The sequence below is a fragment of the Streptomyces sp. PKA51 genome (genome assembly GCF_057552455.1).
This window is the reverse complement of record NZ_BAAJPZ010000033.1, coordinates 1-18,272: the sequence shown is the minus strand read 5'-3', so window position 1 is coordinate 18,272 and position 18,272 is coordinate 1. Positions and strand designations below refer to the sequence as shown.

Annotated in this window: 19 protein-coding genes; 12 read left to right on the top strand and 7 right to left on the bottom strand. The window is 74.7% G+C overall.

The features are described 5' to 3' along the window. Positions 1 to 77 precede the first annotated feature (77 nt). From AC27L3_RS28355 to AC27L3_RS28335, 5 genes are all read left to right on the top strand, one after another. Entirely contained in the window at positions 78 to 563 is a 486-nt protein-coding gene (locus AC27L3_RS28355; protein ID WP_487236924.1) for a hypothetical protein, read from the top strand. A 153-nt stretch (positions 564 to 716) separates the two neighbouring features. After that, complete coding sequence (locus AC27L3_RS28350) at positions 717 to 2,351, top strand: alpha/beta hydrolase (protein ID WP_487236923.1); 1,635 nt, start codon at positions 717 to 719, stop codon at positions 2,349 to 2,351. A 91-nt stretch (positions 2,352 to 2,442) separates the two neighbouring features. Further along, positions 2,443 to 3,105: a LysE family translocator gene (locus AC27L3_RS28345; RefSeq protein WP_487236922.1), complete on the top strand. Its 663-nt coding sequence runs from the start codon at positions 2,443 to 2,445 to the stop codon at positions 3,103 to 3,105. Positions 3,106 to 3,112: 7 nt separating this feature from the next. Next, entirely contained in the window at positions 3,113 to 3,778 is a 666-nt protein-coding gene (locus tag AC27L3_RS28340; RefSeq protein WP_487236921.1) for an HAD family hydrolase, read from the top strand. A 50-nt stretch (positions 3,779 to 3,828) separates the two neighbouring features. Continuing rightward, positions 3,829 to 4,446 (top strand): 2'-5' RNA ligase family protein, encoded by a 618-nt coding sequence (locus AC27L3_RS28335; RefSeq protein WP_487236920.1) that lies wholly within the window; start codon positions 3,829 to 3,831, stop codon positions 4,444 to 4,446. A gap of 243 nt (positions 4,447 to 4,689) precedes the next feature. Here AC27L3_RS28335 and AC27L3_RS28330 read toward each other — a convergent pair whose 3' ends face one another. From AC27L3_RS28330 to AC27L3_RS28320, 3 genes are all read right to left on the bottom strand, one after another. Beyond that, a complete protein-coding gene (locus AC27L3_RS28330; protein WP_487236919.1) occupies positions 4,690 to 5,337 on the bottom strand; it encodes a hypothetical protein in 648 nt (215 codons plus the stop codon). A gap of 28 nt (positions 5,338 to 5,365) precedes the next feature. Then, positions 5,366 to 6,064, bottom strand: a complete 699-nt coding sequence (locus AC27L3_RS28325; RefSeq protein ID WP_487236918.1) for a hypothetical protein — start codon at positions 6,062 to 6,064, stop codon at positions 5,366 to 5,368. Positions 6,065 to 6,373: 309 nt separating this feature from the next. Next, positions 6,374 to 7,273: an NAD(P)-dependent oxidoreductase gene (locus AC27L3_RS28320; protein ID WP_487236917.1), complete on the bottom strand. Its 900-nt coding sequence runs from the start codon at positions 7,271 to 7,273 to the stop codon at positions 6,374 to 6,376. A gap of 122 nt (positions 7,274 to 7,395) precedes the next feature. On the opposite strand from AC27L3_RS28320, the gene AC27L3_RS28315 reads away from it, so the two are divergent. The 4 genes from AC27L3_RS28315 to AC27L3_RS28300 all read left to right on the top strand — a co-directional run bounded on the left by AC27L3_RS28315 (position 7,396) and on the right by AC27L3_RS28300 (position 10,916). Next, on the top strand, positions 7,396 to 7,791 hold the full coding sequence (locus tag AC27L3_RS28315) for a lasso peptide biosynthesis B2 protein (RefSeq protein ID WP_487236916.1): 396 nt from the start codon (positions 7,396 to 7,398) through the stop codon (positions 7,789 to 7,791). Further along, the gene (locus AC27L3_RS28310; RefSeq protein ID WP_487236915.1) at positions 7,788 to 9,740 is read left to right on the top strand and encodes an asparagine synthase-related protein; all 1,953 of its coding nucleotides are present in this window, start codon (positions 7,788 to 7,790) and stop codon (positions 9,738 to 9,740) included. Before AC27L3_RS28315 ends, AC27L3_RS28310 begins: the two co-directional genes overlap by 4 nt. Beyond that, positions 9,706 to 9,831: a lasso RiPP family leader peptide-containing protein gene (locus tag AC27L3_RS28305; RefSeq protein WP_487236914.1), complete on the top strand. Its 126-nt coding sequence runs from the start codon at positions 9,706 to 9,708 to the stop codon at positions 9,829 to 9,831. Before AC27L3_RS28310 ends, AC27L3_RS28305 begins: the two co-directional genes overlap by 35 nt. A gap of 155 nt (positions 9,832 to 9,986) precedes the next feature. Next, positions 9,987 to 10,916 carry a CPBP family intramembrane glutamic endopeptidase gene (locus tag AC27L3_RS28300; RefSeq protein WP_487236913.1) on the top strand — a complete coding sequence of 310 codons (930 nt, stop codon included), beginning with the start codon at positions 9,987 to 9,989 and terminating at the stop codon, positions 10,914 to 10,916. Here AC27L3_RS28300 and AC27L3_RS28295 read toward each other — a convergent pair. Next, complete coding sequence (locus tag AC27L3_RS28295; RefSeq protein ID WP_487236912.1) at positions 10,906 to 11,754, bottom strand: class I SAM-dependent methyltransferase; 849 nt, start codon at positions 11,752 to 11,754, stop codon at positions 10,906 to 10,908. The two genes, AC27L3_RS28300 and AC27L3_RS28295, sit on opposite strands and share 11 nt — an antisense overlap. Before the next feature lie 140 nt (positions 11,755 to 11,894). Between AC27L3_RS28295 and AC27L3_RS28290 the strand changes: the two genes are divergently transcribed. Both AC27L3_RS28290 and AC27L3_RS28285 read left to right on the top strand, forming a co-directional pair. Beyond that, positions 11,895 to 12,683 carry a MerR family transcriptional regulator gene (locus AC27L3_RS28290; protein WP_487236911.1) on the top strand — a complete coding sequence of 263 codons (789 nt, stop codon included), beginning with the start codon at positions 11,895 to 11,897 and terminating at the stop codon, positions 12,681 to 12,683. Next, positions 12,680 to 13,942, top strand: a complete 1,263-nt coding sequence (locus tag AC27L3_RS28285; protein ID WP_487236910.1) for a glycosyltransferase — start codon at positions 12,680 to 12,682, stop codon at positions 13,940 to 13,942. Before AC27L3_RS28290 ends, AC27L3_RS28285 begins: the two co-directional genes overlap by 4 nt. Here the strand turns inward: AC27L3_RS28285 and AC27L3_RS28280 are convergent. Further along, positions 13,908 to 14,450 carry a hypothetical protein gene (locus AC27L3_RS28280; protein WP_487236909.1) on the bottom strand — a complete coding sequence of 181 codons (543 nt, stop codon included), beginning with the start codon at positions 14,448 to 14,450 and terminating at the stop codon, positions 13,908 to 13,910. The two genes, AC27L3_RS28285 and AC27L3_RS28280, sit on opposite strands and share 35 nt — an antisense overlap. Before the next feature lie 268 nt (positions 14,451 to 14,718). On the opposite strand from AC27L3_RS28280, the gene AC27L3_RS28275 reads away from it, so the two are divergent. Beyond that, positions 14,719 to 15,561 carry an arylamine N-acetyltransferase family protein gene (locus tag AC27L3_RS28275; protein ID WP_487236908.1) on the top strand — a complete coding sequence of 281 codons (843 nt, stop codon included), beginning with the start codon at positions 14,719 to 14,721 and terminating at the stop codon, positions 15,559 to 15,561. 6 nt (positions 15,562 to 15,567) lie between these two features. Here the strand turns inward: AC27L3_RS28275 and AC27L3_RS28270 are convergent, their stop codons facing one another. Then, positions 15,568 to 16,146, bottom strand: coding sequence for a hypothetical protein (locus AC27L3_RS28270; protein WP_487236907.1), 579 nt, complete (start codon positions 16,144 to 16,146; stop codon positions 15,568 to 15,570). A 47-nt stretch (positions 16,147 to 16,193) separates the two neighbouring features. Then, a partial coding sequence (locus AC27L3_RS28265; RefSeq protein ID WP_487236906.1) for an NACHT domain-containing protein occupies positions 16,194 to 18,272 on the bottom strand: 2,079 nt, incomplete at its 5' end.

The following is an 18,272-nucleotide window of genomic DNA, read 5'->3' as shown; positions in this document are numbered from 1 at the left end:
GCCGGTCCGGGCGTCCCGCACAATAGTGCGGTACGGCGCTTCCGTACGGGGTGGCGCCGCGATGGGGGAGTGGACACATGCACAGTGCGAACGGCGGCTTCGTCATGGCCGTGGCGATCGTGGGCCTGGTGGTGCTGCAGCAGCTGCGCACCCGTCCGATACGGCGCATCGGCTCGCTGATAGCCCCGGTGGTCTTTGCCGTCCTGGGCGTCGCGGGCCTGGCCTTCGGTGTCCTCTCCGTCGTCAAGGACCGCCCGCTGACCGCGCTGCCCATCGCCCTCCTGGTGGTCAGCTTCGTCGTCGCGACGGGCTTCGGCGCGGCCAGGTCCCGGACCGTACGCGTCTGGCGCGACGCCCAGGGCACGGTGCTCCGCAAGGGGACGGCGGCCACGACCGCACTGTGGCTGACCTCGGCGTGCGCGCACATCGGTCTGGGCCTGTGGATCGACCACGCGACCGGCACCGGACTGCTGGGAACCGCGTCCCTGTACGCCTACGTGGCGTTCGGCCTCGGCACCCAGAACCTCCTCCTGCGCAGGCGGGCGGCGGCCACCGGCCGGTGACCCGGCTGCTGCGCCCGGGGCTCCCCCCGCGATGACGTAGGACGGTGTGCCGTGGGCCACGCACGCGACGAGCCCGGCCGCGGCGGTCACGGTTGGGTAACACCCGTCCCGGAAGCGCGGTGTGTGACATTTTACATGTCACATCATTCCTCCATGAGAAGAGCAAGAGCCGTGCTGACGGCCCTCGTTGCCATGGGCGGAGTCCTCGCGAGCGTCACCCCCGCCTCCTCGTCCTCGCCGGTGGGGCAGGTGGGGCAGGCGGAGCAGGACACGGGGCAGGGGAAGCTCGTGTGGAGCTCCTGCAACGACACGGCCACCCCCGCGCTGCAGTGCGCAATGCTCGACGTGCCGCTGGACTACGCGCACCCCGACGGCAAGAAGATCAAGATCAAGGTGAACCGGCTCCCGGCCACCGCGCCCAGGAGCAGGCAGCAGGGGCCGATCCTGCTGAACCCCGGCGGCCCCGGCGACTCCGGCCTGTGGATGCCGGCCTCCATCGCGGGGAAGCTCCCGCAGGACGTCGCCTCCACCTACGACTGGATCGGCTTCGACCCGCGCGGCACCAACGCCAGCGAACCGCACGTCACCTGCGACGCCCACTACTTCGACGGCGAGCGGCCGGACTACCGGGTCGCCAAGGGGACGTCGAAGGCGTGGCTGGAGAAGTCGGCCAAGTACGCCGCCGACTGCGCCGCCAACTGGAGCTGGTTCCTGCCGCACATGACCACCGTCGACAACGCCCGCGACATGGACAGCATCCGGCGGGCCCTCGGCGTGAAGAAGATCAACTTCTACGGCGGGTCGTGGGGCACCACCCTCGGCTCGACGTACGGCGAGCTCTTCCCCTCGCACGTGCGCCGGATGGTGCTCGACAGCATCGTCGGCCCCACCATCAGCTGGTACGACCACAACATCCTGCAGGACAAGGAACATCAGCGCCGCTTCGACGCCTTCGCGGCGTGGACCGCCAAGGCCGACTCCGTCTACCACCTCGGCACCGACGCCGCGAGCGTGAAGCGCGCCTACTACCAGGTGGAGGAGGCGCTGCGCAGCCACCCGGTGGACGCCGCGCCGGCACCCGGCAGGATCGGGCCCGCCGAGTTCGAGGACACCTTCTACGGCGGCGGCTACACCTTCCTGCGCTGGCCGCGGATGGCGACCGTCCTGTCGGCCTACGTCACCAGGAACGACACCCGGCCGCTGCAGATCGCCTACAACACCTACGCGGCGCCGGGCGCCGACGACGGCACGTTCCCGGCGTACAACGCCGTCCAGTGCACGGAGAACGCGTGGCCGCGCGACTGGGAGTTCTGGAAGAAGGACCAGGCCAAGGTCGACGCCGTCGCGCCCTTCTACACCTACAACAACATGTGGTACAACGCCGCCTGCATGTTCTGGCCCTACCAGGGCAACCAGGCCGGCCGGCTGAAGATTACCGGCAAGGGTCTGCCGCCCGTCCTGCTCTTCCAGGCCACCGAGGACGCCGCGACCCCGTACGAGGGCGGCGTCGCCATGCACAAGGCGCTGCCCGGCTCCAAGCTCGTCGTCCAGAACGGCGGAAGCTTCCACGAGATCCTCTTCCGCGGCAACTCCTGCCTGGACGACGCCTTCACCGCCTACCTGCGAGACGGCAGCCTCCCGGCGGGCAAGGGCTTCATCGCCAAGACCTGCGCCCCCCAGCCTGATCCGGCTCCGGTCTACGTCACCCCGCCCCCCGCCGCGACGAAGGCCCAGGCGCCCACCGCCCTCCCGCCCACGCATCCCGAGGCCGTCCGCGGCGTCCGGTAAGCGGAGCATCAACGCTCAACTCCCCGATTCCTGCCCGATTCCGGGCAGGAATTGTGGACCTCGGGTGGGCCCCGGCCTAGGGTGAACGCTCATGATCACCCTGAACGCCATCGGGGCCTTCACCCTGATCGTGGGACTCCTCACCCTCACCCCCGGACTGGACACCGCCCTCATCCTGCGCACCGCCGCGCTCGGCCACCGTCGCCGCGCCTGGGGCGTGGTCCTCGGCATACAGAGCGGCACGCTGGTCTGGGGCGTGCTCACCTCGCTCGGCGTGACCGCACTCCTGACCGCCTCCCACCTCGCGTACGTCACGCTGCGGTGGGCCGGAGCCGCGTACCTGCTGTGGATGGGCGGCAGGCTGCTGTGGGCCACCTGGCGCCGCCGCGCACCGGGCGACAGCCCGCAGCCGGCCGGGGCCGAGGACCCGGCCGCCGCCGGGACGGGCGCCGGCGACACCCTGCTCGGCGGCTGGCGGCAGGGGCTGGTGACCAACCTGCTCAACCCCAAGATGGGCGCCTTCTACATCGCGGTGCTGCCGCAGTTCATGCCCGCCGGCGCCTCGCACCTCGTCGCCGGCGTGCTCCTGGCCGGCGTGCACGTCGTCCTGGCCCTCCTGTGGTCCTGCGCGCTGATCGCCTTCGCGCACCTGCTCCGGGACCGCCTGCAACGGCCCTCGGCCCGGCGCTTCCTCGACCGCGTCACCGGCACCGTCATCGCCGCCTTCGGCATCCGCCTCGCACTCGGCCAGTGAGGACCCCGTGAACCGCTCGTTCCCCGACAGCCCCGACGCCGTCGTCTTCGACTGCGACGGCCTGCTGGTCGACACCGAAACCCACTGGACCGTTGCCGAAACGGCCCTCTTCGCCGCCCACGGCCACCCCTTCGGCCCCGCACAGAAGGCCCTGGTCATCGGCCGCACCCTGGAATCCGCCGCAGAAGCCATGGCCGCGTACTTCGGCTGCCCCGAAGCCGGCGCCGACATCGCCGCCGACCTCCTCGCACGCGTGCGCAGGGAGCTCGCCCGGGGCGCCACGGCCCTGCCCGGCGCGGTGGAGCTGGTGCGCGCCTGCCGGGCGGCCGTCCCCGTCGCCGTGGCCAGCAACAGCCCCCGGGAACTGCTGGACGCCGCCTTGTCCTCGGCCGGCCTGGCCGACTTCTTCCCCCACTCCTTCGCCGCCGACGAGGTACGTTCCCCCAAGCCCGCACCGGAGCTCTACCTCACGGCATGCGAAGCCCTCGGCGCCGACCCGCGGCGCTCCGTCGCCTTCGAGGACTCCGCGACGGGCATCGCCGCGGCACGCGCCGCCGGACTGTACGTCGCGGTCGTACCGTCCCTTGAGGGAACCACCCTCGACCACGACTGGCTGGGCACCAGCCTGGCCGACCCCGCCCTCGAGGCATGGGCCGGGGCGCTCCACGCCTGACGCCTGCCGTGCGCGCATGCGCGGCCCGGTGCGATGCGGACCATGGAAACGTGGACGCGATCCCGCACTACGGCGGGGCCGGGCCGGCCGACGCGCTGGAGGCGGCGCCGACGGCCCGGACGGCGGTGGCGTGGCTGCCGCCGCAGGAGCTCTGGCCGGCCATCCAGGACATCCGCTGGGAGCACGACCCCCAGGTGCGACGCTGGCCGCCGCACGTGAACCTGCTGTTCGGCTTCGTACCGGAGGAGGAATTCCCGCAGGCCGTGCCGCTGCTGTCCGCCGCGGCGGCGGACTGTGCGCCGTTCGCCGTCCGCATGACGGGCGTACGGTACTTCCGGCACCGGCACTACGCCACGATCTGGCTCGACCCGGCCGCGGCGGACCCGGCACCGTGGGCCCGCCTCCACCGGGAGCTGGAACTGCGCTTCCCGCTGTGCCGCGGCCGCGGTGGCCGCGGTGGCCGCTTCACCCCGCATCTGTCGCTGGGCCGCACGCAGGACCCCAAGCGCCTGGCCGCCGAGTGCGCGGCCCGCCTCGGCACCCTGCGGGCCACGGTCGACGAGCTCGTCGTGCTCTCCCGGCGCGGCGAAGGGCCCATGCGCCCCCGTGCGGCGATCCGGCTGGGCACGGGGGAGTCCCTCCCACCGGACGGGTGCAGCGGCCTGTAGGGGTGCGGGGCAGTGCCGACTTGCGGCTGCCGCCGACACCTGCGGGCGCGTCGTGGCTCATCGCGCAGTTCCCCGCGCCCCCAGGGGGCGCCGTGGGCTGATGCAGTGCCCCGTAAGGGGCGCGGGGAACTGCGCGATCGGCCACGGACGGCCCGCAGTCGTCCTACCGCCCCGAGGCCCGGGCGAGGGACGGCATCCTGTCTGCGGGCGCGCGGTGGCTTGTCGCGCAGTTCCCCGCGCCCCTTACGGGGCGCTGCATGATCCGCCGGACAGGCCCTCGTCCTCGCCCGGGAGGCCGGTGGAGAAGGTGGGGCGGCCCTGCAGTGAGCCGGCCGGCCGGAGGTCGTCCGCCGCGACGCTCACCGCGCGCTCGACGATCGTGTAGGTGAGACCGACGTCCATGCCGTCGGCCCCCAGCCCCGCCAGGGGGACGCGGACCCCCACCACGTCGCCGCGCGCGGTGCGCGCCACGGCGACGTCCGTGCTCCGGCGGCCGTCGGTCTCCACCCTGAGCAGCTCGACCGGTTCGGCGAGATACGCGTACCAGGCGTCGCTGCGCCGGCCGAGTTCGTCGAGCAGCCAGCCGTGGCCGGCGAGCGGTGAGGGCGGGCAGTCCGTGGGCTCGTCGCCGGCGAGCCGGGCGGGGCCGACCGCGGCGATCTGCTGCAGGAGCGCGTCGCGGCCGGCCTCGGGGTCGGGCAGGAGGGTGGTGGCGGGGGCGCCGGGCCAGTGCACGGTCACCCGTGCGCGGCCGGTGGTGAGGTCGACATCGCGGACGCACAGGCCGAGTTCGGCGCTCCCGCGCTGCACGGCACCCAGGTCGACGAGCAACGGCGCCCACCATTCGGCCGCGGGCAGGATGCGGGACGGCCGGACCGGACGTCGGCTCATCGAGGGGGCCCTCCTGGCGATGGACGGATCAGATGTTGATGGCGTTCTTGACCCAGTCGGGACAACGCCCCTGCACACCCTCGCAGTAGGCGGTGATGACGCCCTTGGGCAGCATCGGGATCTTGACGCTGAAGTCTACTCCCGCACGGACGGCCTGGACCTTGTCGACGCGGCAGGTCCGGAAGATCCACCAGCCGCTGCACTTCACGTGCAGCACGTCGGTGAAGTAGTTCCAGGTGTCCGGATACCCGGCGAACTTCTGCTTCCCCGCGGCGCCCGGGCGCGGGTACTGCGTGGTGGCCCGGACGGCCTTCATGGTGAGGTTGTGTTTCTGTTCTATCTTGGTGAGCCCGAAGCCCTTGTCCTTGACGGGGTCGTAGTAGCCCCGCCGCATGTAGACGGTCCAGCCGTCACGGTCCTTCCACTGCCCCACCAGGTCGTCGGGGCCGCTGAGCGTCGTGCTCTGCGTCCCGGCGGCCGTGGGTGCCTTCCCGGCGCCGAGCTGCTTCACCGCGGAATCCGCGATCCCGTGCCGGCCGAGGTCGGCCAGCCGGAACGAGGAGTTTCTCGGGATCCCGGATCCGTTGTCGAAGACGGAGAACTCCACGTCCCCGGAAGCGCCCTGCGCGGCGGGTGCCGCTGCCGTCGCGGACGCCGGCGCCGCTGCGAACAACCCTGCCGCCAAGCCGAGTGCCGCCGAGGCGACGGCGTACCGGCGTGCATTCACCTTACGCATGGTCCCCCTTGAGGTGACTGCCGTGCGTGTGCCGTTGCCGGACCTCACGATGCGATCCGGCCACCAGCACGCTAGGGAGACCACGCGTGACGCGTCGACCTCGGTGGGGCCGAATCGGCCAGCCTTCCTTGCTGCCGACGGCAATCGCCATTTGCATCACGGGGTTTGTGCGTCGCACAGCTCACGTGCGTGAGGGCGCGAGCCGAGGGCGGGTTCCGTTTTCAGTAGGCCGGCGCCCGCAATGTGACCGAAAGGTTTCGGACACGGTCGGGTTGGCGCGAGGATTGCGGACGCAGCCGGTCAGCTTCCGCGCACGTAACCGATCAGCCGCGCGAAACCGTCGCTCCCGTGGCCCTCCGCGACGGCCCTGCGCGCCAGCGCCCGGTACGCCAGGGGGAGTTGCGGATCGATGCCGCGCAGCTCGCAGGCGTGCACGAGGATGTCCATCGTCCTCAGATGCAGGTCGAGCGGGAACTGCCCGCCCGGCGTGTGCCCGGCGTCCACCTGCCGGGCCCCCTCGCGCATGAACGTCTCCACGGTCCTCATCCAGCGCGCCGCGACGTCCGCGAAGGCGGTCGCCGGCACGCCGCCGCCCGGCCCGTCGGTGCCGATCAGCGCGGTGCCGAGGAGCCAGCCGGTCAGGGTGGACCACATCAGCCCCAGCAGCGCCGTGTCGTACACGGACGGCAGCCCGTGGTCCTCGCCGACGTGCAGCGCGTCGCCCAGCGCCGCGAGCGTCGCCCGGTGCGCGCGGAAGAGGGCCGGAGGGCCGGCGTAGAGCTGGAGGGCGTCGGGGGTGCCGACCCTGTCCGGTGTCGTCATCAGCACCCCGTCGAGGTATCCGGCGCCGCACCGCTGGGCCCACTGCGCCATCCGCTGCCCGTCCACGGGCGGTCCCGAGGTGAGGTTGACGACGCTGCGACCGGCGACGGCGTCCGGCAGCGGTTCCAGGACCTCGCGGACCGCGTCGTACGTGGACAGGCACACCACGGTCAGCGGGCTCGCGGCGAGGGCCTCGGCGGCCGAGCCCGCCACCACGGCGCCGCGCAGGGCCGGGGCCACCGCCCTGCCCGGGGTGCGGTTCCACACGGTCGTACGGTGGCCGGCGGCCAGAAAGCCGGCCGCCAGGGCGGAGCCCATGGCTCCCAGCCCGAGCACGCTCACCCTGTCCAGATCCGCCTGCTGATGACTGATTGTCATATCTTTGCCCTTTCGGGTGAAAAGAGTCGCCTCTTGGCATTGTTCATGAAATGCTTCTTCCCTCGAAGAGTGCAACCGCCGGGAGGCGTCGTGATCTTCGCCCCGCGGCCGTGGATGTCCCCGTGAGCCGGCCCACGGCCCCGCCCGTCCTCCTCGCGGTCGTCCTCGCCCGGTTGATCGCCGCGCTGCCGCCCCGCCGCATCCGCCGGATCCTGACCGTGCTGCGGCGCGGCGCCGCGCCGGCCACCGCCGGCCAGGCGCTCGCCGCCCGGCGGGCGGTGGTCGCCGTGAGCGCACGCTGTGCGGGGGAGGGCTGCCTGCAACGCTCCGTCGCCACCGCCGTGCTGTGCCGGATGCGCGGCGTGTGGCCCGACTGGTGCACGGGGGTGCGGACGGGACCGTTCCGCGCGCACGCCTGGGTCGAGGTCGGCGGGGAGCCGGTCGGCGAGCCCTTCCCGGCCGGGTACTACGGCCGCCTCATGGTCGTGCCGAGCACGGCCCGGCAGCCGCTGCCATGACCGGCCGGGCCGGTGGCGGTACATGGTTCGCCGTCCTGCCCGACGGCGACGCGGCCCTCCCCGCCGCCCGCGCCCTGCGGACGCGCGCCCCCCGTGTCGTCGCGCACGCCTCGGGCCGGCCGTGGCTGCTCGGCGACTGGCCCGACGGGCGGGTGACGGTCGCCGAGGCGGGCCCGGCACGGCTCGCGGTCGTCGGCCGGTGCCTCGTCACCGCGGGCGAACTCGCCGCGGGCCTGCGGCGCGTACCGGAGGTCGAGGCGATGGAGCGAGCCGTCCACGGCCTGGCCGGCAGCTTCCACGTGGCCGCCTCGATCGGCCATCGCGTCGCGGTGCGCGGCAGCGCGTCCGGGGTGCGGCAGGTCCACCACGCGCAGGTCGGCCCGGTCACGGTCGCGGCCTCCACGACGGGCGTCCTCGCAGCCCTCACCCGTGCGGGCATCGACGAAGGGCAGCTCGCCCTGCGGCTGATGTCCGTACCACCCCCCTACCCGCTCGACGACCGCAGCGTCTGGCACGGCGTCGCGACCGTCCGCCCCCACGACTGCCTGCTCATCGAGCCGGACGGGCGAGCCCGCACCCGCCGCTGGTGGACCGTGCCCGAGCCGGACCTGCCGGCCGGCGAAGGCGCCCCCGCGGTACGGCGGGCGCTGCAGGCCGCCGTCGGCTCCTGCACCGCCGGCGGCGGCACCATCAGCTCCGACCTCTCCGGCGGCATGGACTCCACCAGCCTGTGCCTCCTCGCCGCACGCGACGGCAACGCCCGCCTGGTGACCATGCGCTGGCCGAGCCTGGACCCGGTCAACGACGACACCGCCTGGGCCGAGCGCGCCACGGCCGAACTCACCGCCGCGGAGCACGTGGTGGCCGACGGCCCTCGCGCCCCCCTGTGGTACAGCGGCCTCACCGGTCTCACCGACACCGGCCCGGAGCCCGGTCAATGGGCCCGCGACGTCACCCGGCTCGCGGCGCTCACCCGGTGGATGACCGCCCGGGGCTCCCGTCTGCACATGACCGGCGGCGGTGCCGACGAGCTGTTCACCGCCCTGCCCCAGCACCTGCACGACTACGTCCGAAGCCACCCGCTGGCGGCCCTCGCCCGCCTCCGCAGGCAACGCGCCGCCTGCCGCATCCCCTTGTGGCCCGCCCTGCGCGGCCTGGCCGACCGCAGCCCGTTCAGCCGGTGGCTGGCCACCTGGGCGGACGACCTCACCGGCCCCGCCCCCACCCTCGCCGAGGCCGCCCGCGCGCTCCCCCTCACCTGGGGCACGCAGCAGCGCATGCCCGCCTGGGCGACCCCCGACGCCGTAGGGGCCGTACGGGACGCCCTGCGCGAGGCCGCCACCGCCGGCACCGAACCCCTCGCCCCGCAGCGCGGCCAGCACATGGCGCTCGCCTGCGTACGGGCGGGAGCCGTCGGGGTCGTGCAGACGGACCGCCTCACCTCGGCCGGCGGCCTGGAGTACGCCGCCCCCTTCCTCGACGACTGCGTCGTCGAGGCCGCACTGTCGGTACGGGTGGCCGAGCGCAACGCCCCCGGCCGCTACAAGCCGGTGCTCGTCGACGCCCTGCGCCCCCTCCTGGGCGCCGGCGTCCTCGACCGCTGCACCAAGGGCGAGTACAGCACCGACTTCCACCACGCCCTGCGCCACAACCGCGCCGCGCTCCTCGACTTCTTCGCCACCTCGGCGCTCGCCCGCGCGGGCCTGATCGACACGGCGGTCCTGCGCGACCGGTTGCTGGCCGTACACCCCGGCCCGTACGGACTGGCCGGGCCCCTGGACGCCACCCTCGGCTGCGAGATCTGGCTCCGCGCCCACGCGCAGGACGCAGCCGGCACCACACTTCCTGCCGCCGACCGGGCAGGGGAGGAGAGGGGAGACCGTGATGGAACAACTACCGGCTCGGGAACGGGACGTGTACGAACCGCCGGCGATGGTGGAGGTCGGTGACTTCACCGAGCTGACCATGGGAACACCGAGCGGCAACCGGGTCGAGGGAGGCGAACCGGGCCGCTGGTGGTACTACATGCCGGCCGGCTGAGGCCCGGCCCACTGCACACCGGAGAACGACGGGCACGGCACGCGCTCGTGAGGGAGGGCGGCCGTGCCCCTGCGGCGTGGGTGGGGCAATCCCCCGCGTCCCCGGTCGGGCCGGCCGCATTCCCCGGCCGCCCGGCGTCGCCGTAGCGTCCCGGCATGACCACCACCACCGGGTCCCTGCCGTCGTCACCGCCGTCCCCCACCGGGTGGCGTCGACGCGGTCCCCTCCTGTACTTCGCCCTGGCCTGCGCCGGCATGTGGCTGGCCATGACACCGCTGCTGGCCGCCGGTTTCCGGCGCGCCGACGCACGGGACCAGCCCGGCGCGCTGGAGAACGCCTGCATCTTCGCCGCCATGTGCGCCCCCGCGCTCGCCGCGCTCCTGGTCCTGCGTCATGTCGAGCGCACCGGCCGACTGCGCGAGGCCCTCGCCCTGCGGTGGCCGCGGCCCTGGGGGCGCGCCGTGCGGGCGTGCCTGGTGGCCGTGGCCGTTCCCGCAGCTCTGACGGGCGCCGCCCTCGCGCTCGGGACACTCGTGGGCCGCTACCCCTTCGGCGGGATGCACGCCAGCGGGCTCGGCACCTGGGCCGCCGAGGGCCTGGCCGGCATGATCGTCTCGCTGCCGCTGTTCTTCGGCGAGGAACTGGGCTGGCAGGGCTACCTCTTCCCGCGCCTGCTGCGGGACGGCAGCCGCGCCGCCCTGGTGCGGGCCTACCTGCTCACCGGCACGGCCTTCGCCCTGTGGCACCTGCCGACGCTGCTGATGGGCGGCCAGTACCCGGGCCGGCCCTGGTACGTCTCCGTCCCCGCGATGGTGATCAGCTGCCTCCTCGTGCTGCCGGTCCTCAGCTGGCTGCGACTGCGCTCCGACTCGGTCGTACCGGCGGTCCTCGGGCACGCCTTCGTGAGCACCCTGAGCGTGGGCATGGTCCGGCACTTCGCCGACCCCGACGCCCCTCTCGACCCCCTGCACATGGGCATCGCCGGCTGGCCCGGCTGGCTCGTCCTGGGCGCGTTCGTCGCCTTCCTGGCCCTGACGGGCCGCCTGAGGCCGGGCGCCATCCGCAGGCGTGAGGTCAGGGCTTGACGGCGACGCTGATGGTGTAGCGCCACGTTTCCTGGTGCCGGTACATCTCCACCCCGCTCATCGCGTTGACCAGGCTGTCCCCGCGGCCCACCGCGCGGGCCAGCGCGTACGGCAGGCGGCCGAGCACCGAGAACGCGTACAGCATGGGCAGGATGTTCGCCGTCACGTCCTGGACCGACTCGACCGCGAAGCCCGTCCGCCCCAGGAGCCGCTCCAGCTCGCCGTGGGGCATCGCGAGCATCCCCGCCATGCCGGACAGCTCGCACACCCGCACCAGCGCGGATCGCGCCTTCGGCGTGAGCCGGTCCTGCGGGGTGCTCGCGTACTCGAACATCACCAGCCTGCCGCCGGGCCGCAGGACGCGGAAGAACTCGGCGAGCCCCTGCGCCGGCTCGGGCGAGTGGACGAACGACTCCATGGTGTAGACGCCGTCGAACGCGCCGTCGGCGAAGGGAAGCGCGTGGTAGTCGGCCCGCAGGAAGCGCGTGCGCCCGCCCGCCCTGGCCGAGCGCTGCCGGGCGATGGCCAGGTCGGGCTCGATCCCGTCGATCCCCGTCACATACACCCCGCTCGCCCGCGCCACCGTACGGGCCGTGTCGCCCACCCCGCATCCCGCGTCGAGCACCGACGACGCCGCCGGCAGGGCCAGCTTGCGGGCCGTGACGAGCTCCATGCGGCGCATGGCGGCAGTGAAGCGCCAGGGCGAGTCACCGGGCTCGTACCAGCCGAAGTGCCGCGTCCTGCCGAGCAGGGCCGCATAGCCCCAGCGCGAGCCGAACGCCCGGTAGTACGGCAGCACGTTCTGACGGTAGTGGGCCTCCGCCGAGCAGGTCGCCATGCCCGTCATCCTTCCCCCGCCACCACCGCGAATGCGGCCCGCGCCCCGCTTCAGCCCTGCGGGTGACGGCGGCAGGACGGGCCGGTTGACCCTCCCCTTACGTCAGGCTGCACGCTGTATGCCGACGAAAGGGCAGGTGCATGAGCTATTCGGTGGGACAGGTGTCGGCCTTCGCCGGGGTGACGGTGCGGACACTGCACCACTACGACCGGGCGGGGCTGCTCACGCCGCGCGGCCGCAGCCACGCCGGCTACCGGCTCTACAGCGACGCCGACCTGGCGCGCCTGCAGCAGATCCTCTTCTACCGGGAACTGGGCTTCTGCCTGGAGGAGATCGCCACCATCCTGCAGGACCCGCAGGCCAACGCCCTGGACCACCTCAGGGCCCGGCAACGGCAACTGCGCGAGGAGGCCGCCCGGCTGCAACGGCTCGCCGAGGTCGCCGAGCGGGCCATCGAGGTCCAGCAGACAGGGGTCTCCCTGAGCCCGCAGGAGCGCTTCGAGGTCTTCGGCGAGATCGCCTTCGACCTCAGCTACGCCACCGAGGCCCAGCTGAAATGGGCCGGCTCCGAGGGCCACCGCGAGTCCATGGCACGGGCCGCGGCCCACAGCAAGGAGGACTGGCGGCAGCTGATGAACGAGGCCACCGCCTGGCGCGCCGACCTGCTCGCCGCCTTCGACGAGCGCGAGCCCGCCGACGGCGAGCGGGTCATGGACCTCGCCGAGGAGCACCGCCTGCACATCTCGCGCTGGTTCACCTCGTGCCCGCCCGCCATGCACCGGCGCATCGCCGACGACTTCGCCGCCGACCCGCGCGCCTTCGCCCTCGTCGTCCCACCCTCGCAGCAACGGCCCGGCCTCGCCGCCTACCTGCGCAAGGCCGTACACGCCAACGCCGCCCGTCGTACCGACTCCGAGGAGCACCGATGAAAATCCTGATCGCCGCGGCCGGCTCGCGCGGTGACGTCGCCCCCTACACGGGCCTGGGCGCAGCCCTGCGCCGGGCCGGCCACGACGTCGCCCTCGCCGCCCCGGAGCCCTTCGCCGACCTGGTGGCACGGGCCGGACTCGGCTTCCGCCGCCTGCCCGGCCGCGCCGAGGCCCACGGCGACGTCGGCGACCGGCGCGCCCTGATGCGCAGCGCCGCCGCGTTCGTCACCGAGCTCGGGCAGGGCTTCGCCGACGCCGTCACCGACGACACGGACCTGCTGCTGCTCTCGGCCACCACGGCCCCGCTCGGCTGGCACCTCACCGAGGCCACGGGCACCGCGAGCCTGGGCGTCTACCTCCAGCCCACCGCACCGACCGGCGACTTCCCGCCCGTCGTCACCGGCGCCCGCTCCCTGGGCCGCCTCGGCAACCGCGCGGCCGGCCGCTTCGCGCTGCGCATGGCCGACCGCGTCTTCGCACCGGCCACCGCCGCCCTGCGCCGCCGCCTCGGCCTTCCCCCGCTCACCCCCTCGGCGGCCCGGCGCCGGCAGGAAGCGGCGAACTGGCCCGTCCTGCACGGCTTCAGCACGGCCCTCGTGCCGCGCCCGTCCGACTGGCGCGACGGTCTCGACGTCGTCGGCACCTGGTGGCCGCACGTCGAGGAGAGCGAGCGGCTGCCCGCGGACCTGGAGGACTTCCTCGCCGCCGGACCACCGCCCGTGGTCGTCGGCTTCGGCTCCATGGCCGGCAGCGAGGGGGAGCGGCTGAGCGAGCTCGCGGTGGCCGCCCTGCGCCGGGCCGGGCTGCGCGGCATCCTGCAGAACGGCAGCGCGGGACTCGCGGCCACGGGCGACGACCTGCTGACCGTGGGCGACCTGCCGCACGCGCTGCTGTTCCCGCGCGTCGCCGCGGTGGTGCACCACGCCGGCGCGGGCACCTCGGCGGCCGCACTGCGCGCCGGCGTCCCGGCGGTGCCCGTCCCGGTGGCCGCGGACCAGCCCTTCTGGGCCGGCCGGCTCGCCGCCCTCGGCGCGGCCACCGCACCGATCCCCTTCAAGGAACTGACCGCGCAGCGCCTCGGCGACGCCCTCCGCGACGCCGTACGGGACGGGACGTACGCCCGCGCCGCCGCCACCGCCGCCCGTCACATGGCGAGCGAGGACGCCGCGGCCCGCACGCTGCAGGTTGTCGAGCGGCTGGCGCAGCGGCCCTCCGGAGCGTTGGTCACCGGCAACGGCGCCGCCAGTAGCCGTAGGTGAGGGCCAGGACCAGCGGCCCCCACATCACGAACAGGGCGCTGACCGTGTCGGCCAGGATCCGCCACCACACGGTGGCGTACGGCCCGGCCTCCCAGCCCTCCACGCGGAGGACGGCCAACCACCAGTCGACGTGCAGGTACATCAGGCCCAGGCCGGCGACCGTCGCGGGGACGACCACGGCCATCGGCGGGATGCGCCGCCCTCCCAGCCGCGGCACCCACGCGGGGACGGTCTCGCCCCACCAGCTCACCAGGCCGCGGCACGCCAGGGCGAACACCTCGGAGAGAAGACTGAGCGTGCTGACGTACAGGACGCCCATCCACACCGGTCCCGGCAGGGGGCCGAGGTCGAGCCCCATCGTGTACCCGAAGCCGATGGGCAGCCGCCACAGGCACACGGGCAGCGCGAGCCACGGCAGGAGCCGGGCGATGCGTGTCGCCCACGGCGGCACGGGCCGCTCGGTGGCCGGGGCGGGAACCGTGCTGGTCGGCGGGGGTGCTGCATGCATCGGGATCGTCCTTCGGCCGGGCGCCGGGGCGGCCCCCGGCGCTGACTCGAAGATCGCAAACGGCCCTCGCCGGCGGCGTCGGCCGCGCGAAGGAGGCCGCTCCGCCGCGCGGCGGAACGGCCACCGCCGGCCGTACGGCCTACGACCAAGGTCCCGGGCCGGACGGGACCGCACGCACAGGCGCCCGGTGCCCCCGGGCCCGTAGGGTCGGCAGGGCGGCGTTCGGGAACGGGAAGAACGCGGCGCACAGAACGTGAGAGAGCACACGATGACTTCGCACCTCCCCACCGGCGCGGGCACCTGGCACGGCGACGAACTCGACGTGGACGCCTACCTCGGCCGCATCGGCTTCACCGGCGAGCGCACCGCGACGCTCGCCACGCTGCGCCGCCTGGTGCGGGCCCACACCACGTCGATTCCCTTCGAGAACGTCCACGCGGTCCTCGGCCGGCCGCTGCCCCTGGACCTCGCCTCCCTCCAGGAGCGGATCGTCCGCAGGCGCCGGGGCGGCTACTGCTTCGAGCACGTGCTGCTCCTCGCGGCCGCGCTGGAGCGCCTCGGCTTCGAGGTCACCGGGATCTCCGGGCGGGTGACGCTCGGCAGCGGCCGGTGGACCCCGGCGACCCACGCCATGCTGGTCGTGCGCTGCGCCGACGACGACCGCCACTGGCTGTGCGACGTGGGCTTCGGCGGCGGCCCCACCGAGCCGGTCGAGCTCGCCGACGGCGCCGAAGTGGACGCCGACGGCTGGCGGTTCCGGCTCGAACGGCGGCCCGGCACCTTCGTCGACGCGTGGTGGCTCCACCAGCACGGCCCGGACGGCTGGACGGACCGGCACACCTTCTCCCTCGCGCCGCGCCTTCCCGTCGACTACGTGATGGGCAGCCACTACGTGGGCACGCACCCGCGCTCGCCGTTCGTCAAGCGGCTCTTCGCCCAGCGGTTCACCGGGCCCGAGCACCACCAGCTGGACGCCACCACGTGGACGACGATCCGCCCGGACGGCTCGCGCGTCTCCAAGGAGATCGCCCCCTCCGAGCTGGGGCAGGTCCTGCGGGAGACGTTCGACCTCGCGCTGGAGCCGGACGAGCTCGCACAGCTCACCGCCTGAGGACCGTCAGTGGCCGCCGCGGGGCGGCTCGCAGCCGGTGCCGTCGGGGTAGCCGCCGAAGGCGTCGGCCTGGACGGCGCCGGAGTTCATCGTGCCTTCCAGGCACAGCGAGGCGGCGTCGACGACGAAGCCGACGCCGGTGGCGCCGTTCTGGTACGCGCGCACCTTCTCGGCGGGGTAGCCGAGGGCCACGAGCGCGCGGCGGGTGCTCTCCGGGGCGAAGTCGCCGCGCCCGCGCAACGGTTCCAGGACGCCCTTGACGCGTCCGGCGGCCGCCAGCCCCTCGCACCGCTTCCGCCCGTGCAGGGGGAGGGGCATTTTGAAGCCGTGGTTCTCGGCGTAGTGGTCGGTGGGCGGCGCCTGCGGGGCGGAGGAGCCCGACGTCGACCGCGGGGCCGGCAGGGGACTCTCGCCGGGGCAGGGGAAGTCCGCCGCCGCGCTCGGCACCGCCGCCGCGCTCGGCGAGGACTTGGCACCGGCGGCGTCGCCGCCCGCCCGGTCCGTCCCGCACCCGGCCGCCAGCACGGCCAGCACCGCCACCGGCAGCACCCCGAGCCGCGCCCTCGTCGCCTTGATCCTCGTCATGTCCCGACCCTCCCCGGGGCGATGGTGGTTGTCATGAGTACGCGTACTCAGGCGCGCTCGCCCTCGCGCAGCCACGCCAGCAGGTCCTCGTGCCGGAACTGGTAGACCGTGCCGGCCGAGCGCAGCAGGCCCGTGCGGTGGCACCAGCGCAGGAAGCCCACGATGTTCCAGGGGAGCCGGCCGCGGGTGGCCAGGACCACACCGGCGTACTGGCGGGTGACGTCGGCGACGAAGCCGGGGCCGGCCGCCAGGCCGCAGGCCAGGGAGGTGGGCACGGCCAGCGGCCAGCCGACGCGCAGCCAGGGCACGGTCAGCGTGGCGTACAGCGCGATGCCGGTGACGATGACGCCGGCGACCAGGCCGGCCGCCGCATCGCCCCGCAAGGGGGCGAGCGGGGTGGGGGCGCCGGGCGGGTCCGGGTCGGGGGCGCCGCCGTCGGCGCGGCGGGCGGCCCACAGGCCCAGGGGGACGCCCACCGCGAGGGCCAGCGCCCCGCCGCCGCAGCCCGCGATCACCCCGACGACGTTCCCGAGGGGGCCGGCGAGGCGGCCGGCGGCCACCGTCAGGCCGAGGGCGACGGGCAGCCCGCCCGCCACCAGGAACCGGCGGTCGATGTCGGCCCGGACCGACAGGGCCAGGCCGAAGCCGAAGACGAGCGCGAAGGCGGTGGCGGCCGCGCCCGCGTACCCCGCGCCGAACAGCGGGACGAGCGGCGGCATCAGCACACAGCCGAGCAGGGCACCCAGGCCGATCCGCCGCCAGCCCAGCGCGCTGCGCAGGCGCTGGTGCAGGACGCGCCGGGGCTGGATGGCCCGGGCCCGTGCGCCCCACGCGGCCACGAGCGGGGCGGGCACGAGCAGGAGCAGCAGCAGGGTGCCGGGGAAGGGGAAGCCCCCGCGCTGCCGCAGGCACAGCGCGAGCAGGACGAACGCCGGCAGCCAGCAGGCCAGGGTGAGCGCGGCGGCGGCGTACCGGCCCGCCCGCGGGCCCGCCAGCGGCCACAGGCGGTGGACGGCCAGGTCCCGGCCGGCCGGGCCGCCGTGCAGGTGGGCAGCGAACAGCCGCAGCCAGCGCGTGACCGCCTCCGCGTCGGGGTACGGCTGGGGGCCGTGCCCGGGGTCCGGCCGGCACAGGGTCGGCACGAGCCGGCCGAGCAGCACGTCGCGCAGCCGGCGCACCTGCGCCTCGCCGGCCGGTACGCCGACGAAGGACCGCAGGACGCGGGCCCCCTCGTCGGACTGGGAGGTGATCGACGCCAGGGTGAGCATCCAGGGCGAGCCGAGCGTCGCGCCGAGCGCGGTGTCCGGGTCGGCCAGCTCGGCCTCCAGCCCGGCGAGCCGGGACCGGTCGTGGGCCCGCTGCCGGAGGTAGTGCCGGCGGTCCGCCGCCCCGACCGCATCGATGCGTACCGTCGCGCAGTCGAGCAGCCGCTCGCCGTCCCGGGCGAGGGCGGCGTACTCCTCCTCCCGGCAGGTCAGCACGAGCGGCCCCGTGAACTCGTTGAGCTGCCGGAGCGCGGCCGCGGCGTGCCGCCGGCCGGTGCCGGCCTCGTCCATCTCGTCCAGCCCGTCGAGCACCGGCAGGACCCGGCCGAAGGCGAGCAGGTCACGGGCCGCCGTCTCGGAGCCGCCCAGGTACTCGCGGGCCAGGAGGGCGCCGAACCAGTCGGCGAACGGCGTGGCGGTGTCCCACCCGGAAAGCCCGGCCGGTACGGGCACCGGGCCCTCGGAGCGCTCCTGCGCCAGCAGCCGGTGGGCGAGCTCGTTGGCCAGCAGCGTCTTGCCCGCACCGGGCCCGCCGGTGACGACGAGCCGCTGCGGCCGCAGGGCGGCGAAGTAGCGGGCGATGCCCTCGAAGTCGCCCGCGGGCGGGGCGCGGCGGGGCCCGCGGCCGGTGTCCGGCAGCGTGGTGAAGGTGACGTTGATGGCCACCGTGTCCCGGCCCAGCAGTTGCCTGCGCCGCTCGCCCGCCTGCTGCCGGACGGTCTCGGCGAGGGCCTGCCGGGCGGCCGCCCTGGCCGCGCCGGGCCACCGGGGCCGCCGTGCCCGGACGACGGCCCACGCGGCCAGGGTGCCGGCGGCCGCCGCGGCGGGGCGCCCGACCGCGGCCCCCGGGCCGGGCCCGTG

Coding starts and splice junctions, on each gene's coding strand:
- AC27L3_RS28345 (WP_487236922.1), top strand. CDS start 2,443: ATGATCACCCTGAACGCCATCGGGGCCTTCACCCTGATCGTGGGACTC.
- AC27L3_RS28330 (WP_487236919.1), bottom strand. CDS start 5,337: ATGAGCCGACGTCCGGTCCGGCCGTCCCGCATCCTGCCCGCGGCCGAA.
- AC27L3_RS28275 (WP_487236908.1), top strand. CDS start 14,719: ATGACTTCGCACCTCCCCACCGGCGCGGGCACCTGGCACGGCGACGAA.
- AC27L3_RS28290 (WP_487236911.1), top strand. CDS start 11,895: ATGAGCTATTCGGTGGGACAGGTGTCGGCCTTCGCCGGGGTGACGGTG.
- AC27L3_RS28350 (WP_487236923.1), top strand. CDS start 717: ATGAGAAGAGCAAGAGCCGTGCTGACGGCCCTCGTTGCCATGGGCGGA.
- AC27L3_RS28310 (WP_487236915.1), top strand. CDS start 7,788: ATGACCGGCCGGGCCGGTGGCGGTACATGGTTCGCCGTCCTGCCCGAC.
- AC27L3_RS28295 (WP_487236912.1), bottom strand. CDS start 11,754: ATGGCGACCTGCTCGGCGGAGGCCCACTACCGTCAGAACGTGCTGCCG.
- AC27L3_RS28320 (WP_487236917.1), bottom strand. CDS start 7,273: ATGACAATCAGTCATCAGCAGGCGGATCTGGACAGGGTGAGCGTGCTC.
- AC27L3_RS28355 (WP_487236924.1), top strand. CDS start 78: ATGCACAGTGCGAACGGCGGCTTCGTCATGGCCGTGGCGATCGTGGGC.
- AC27L3_RS28280 (WP_487236909.1), bottom strand. CDS start 14,450: ATGCATGCAGCACCCCCGCCGACCAGCACGGTTCCCGCCCCGGCCACC.
- AC27L3_RS28285 (WP_487236910.1), top strand. CDS start 12,680: ATGAAAATCCTGATCGCCGCGGCCGGCTCGCGCGGTGACGTCGCCCCC.
- AC27L3_RS28270 (WP_487236907.1), bottom strand. CDS start 16,146: ATGACGAGGATCAAGGCGACGAGGGCGCGGCTCGGGGTGCTGCCGGTG.
- AC27L3_RS28300 (WP_487236913.1), top strand. CDS start 9,987: ATGACCACCACCACCGGGTCCCTGCCGTCGTCACCGCCGTCCCCCACC.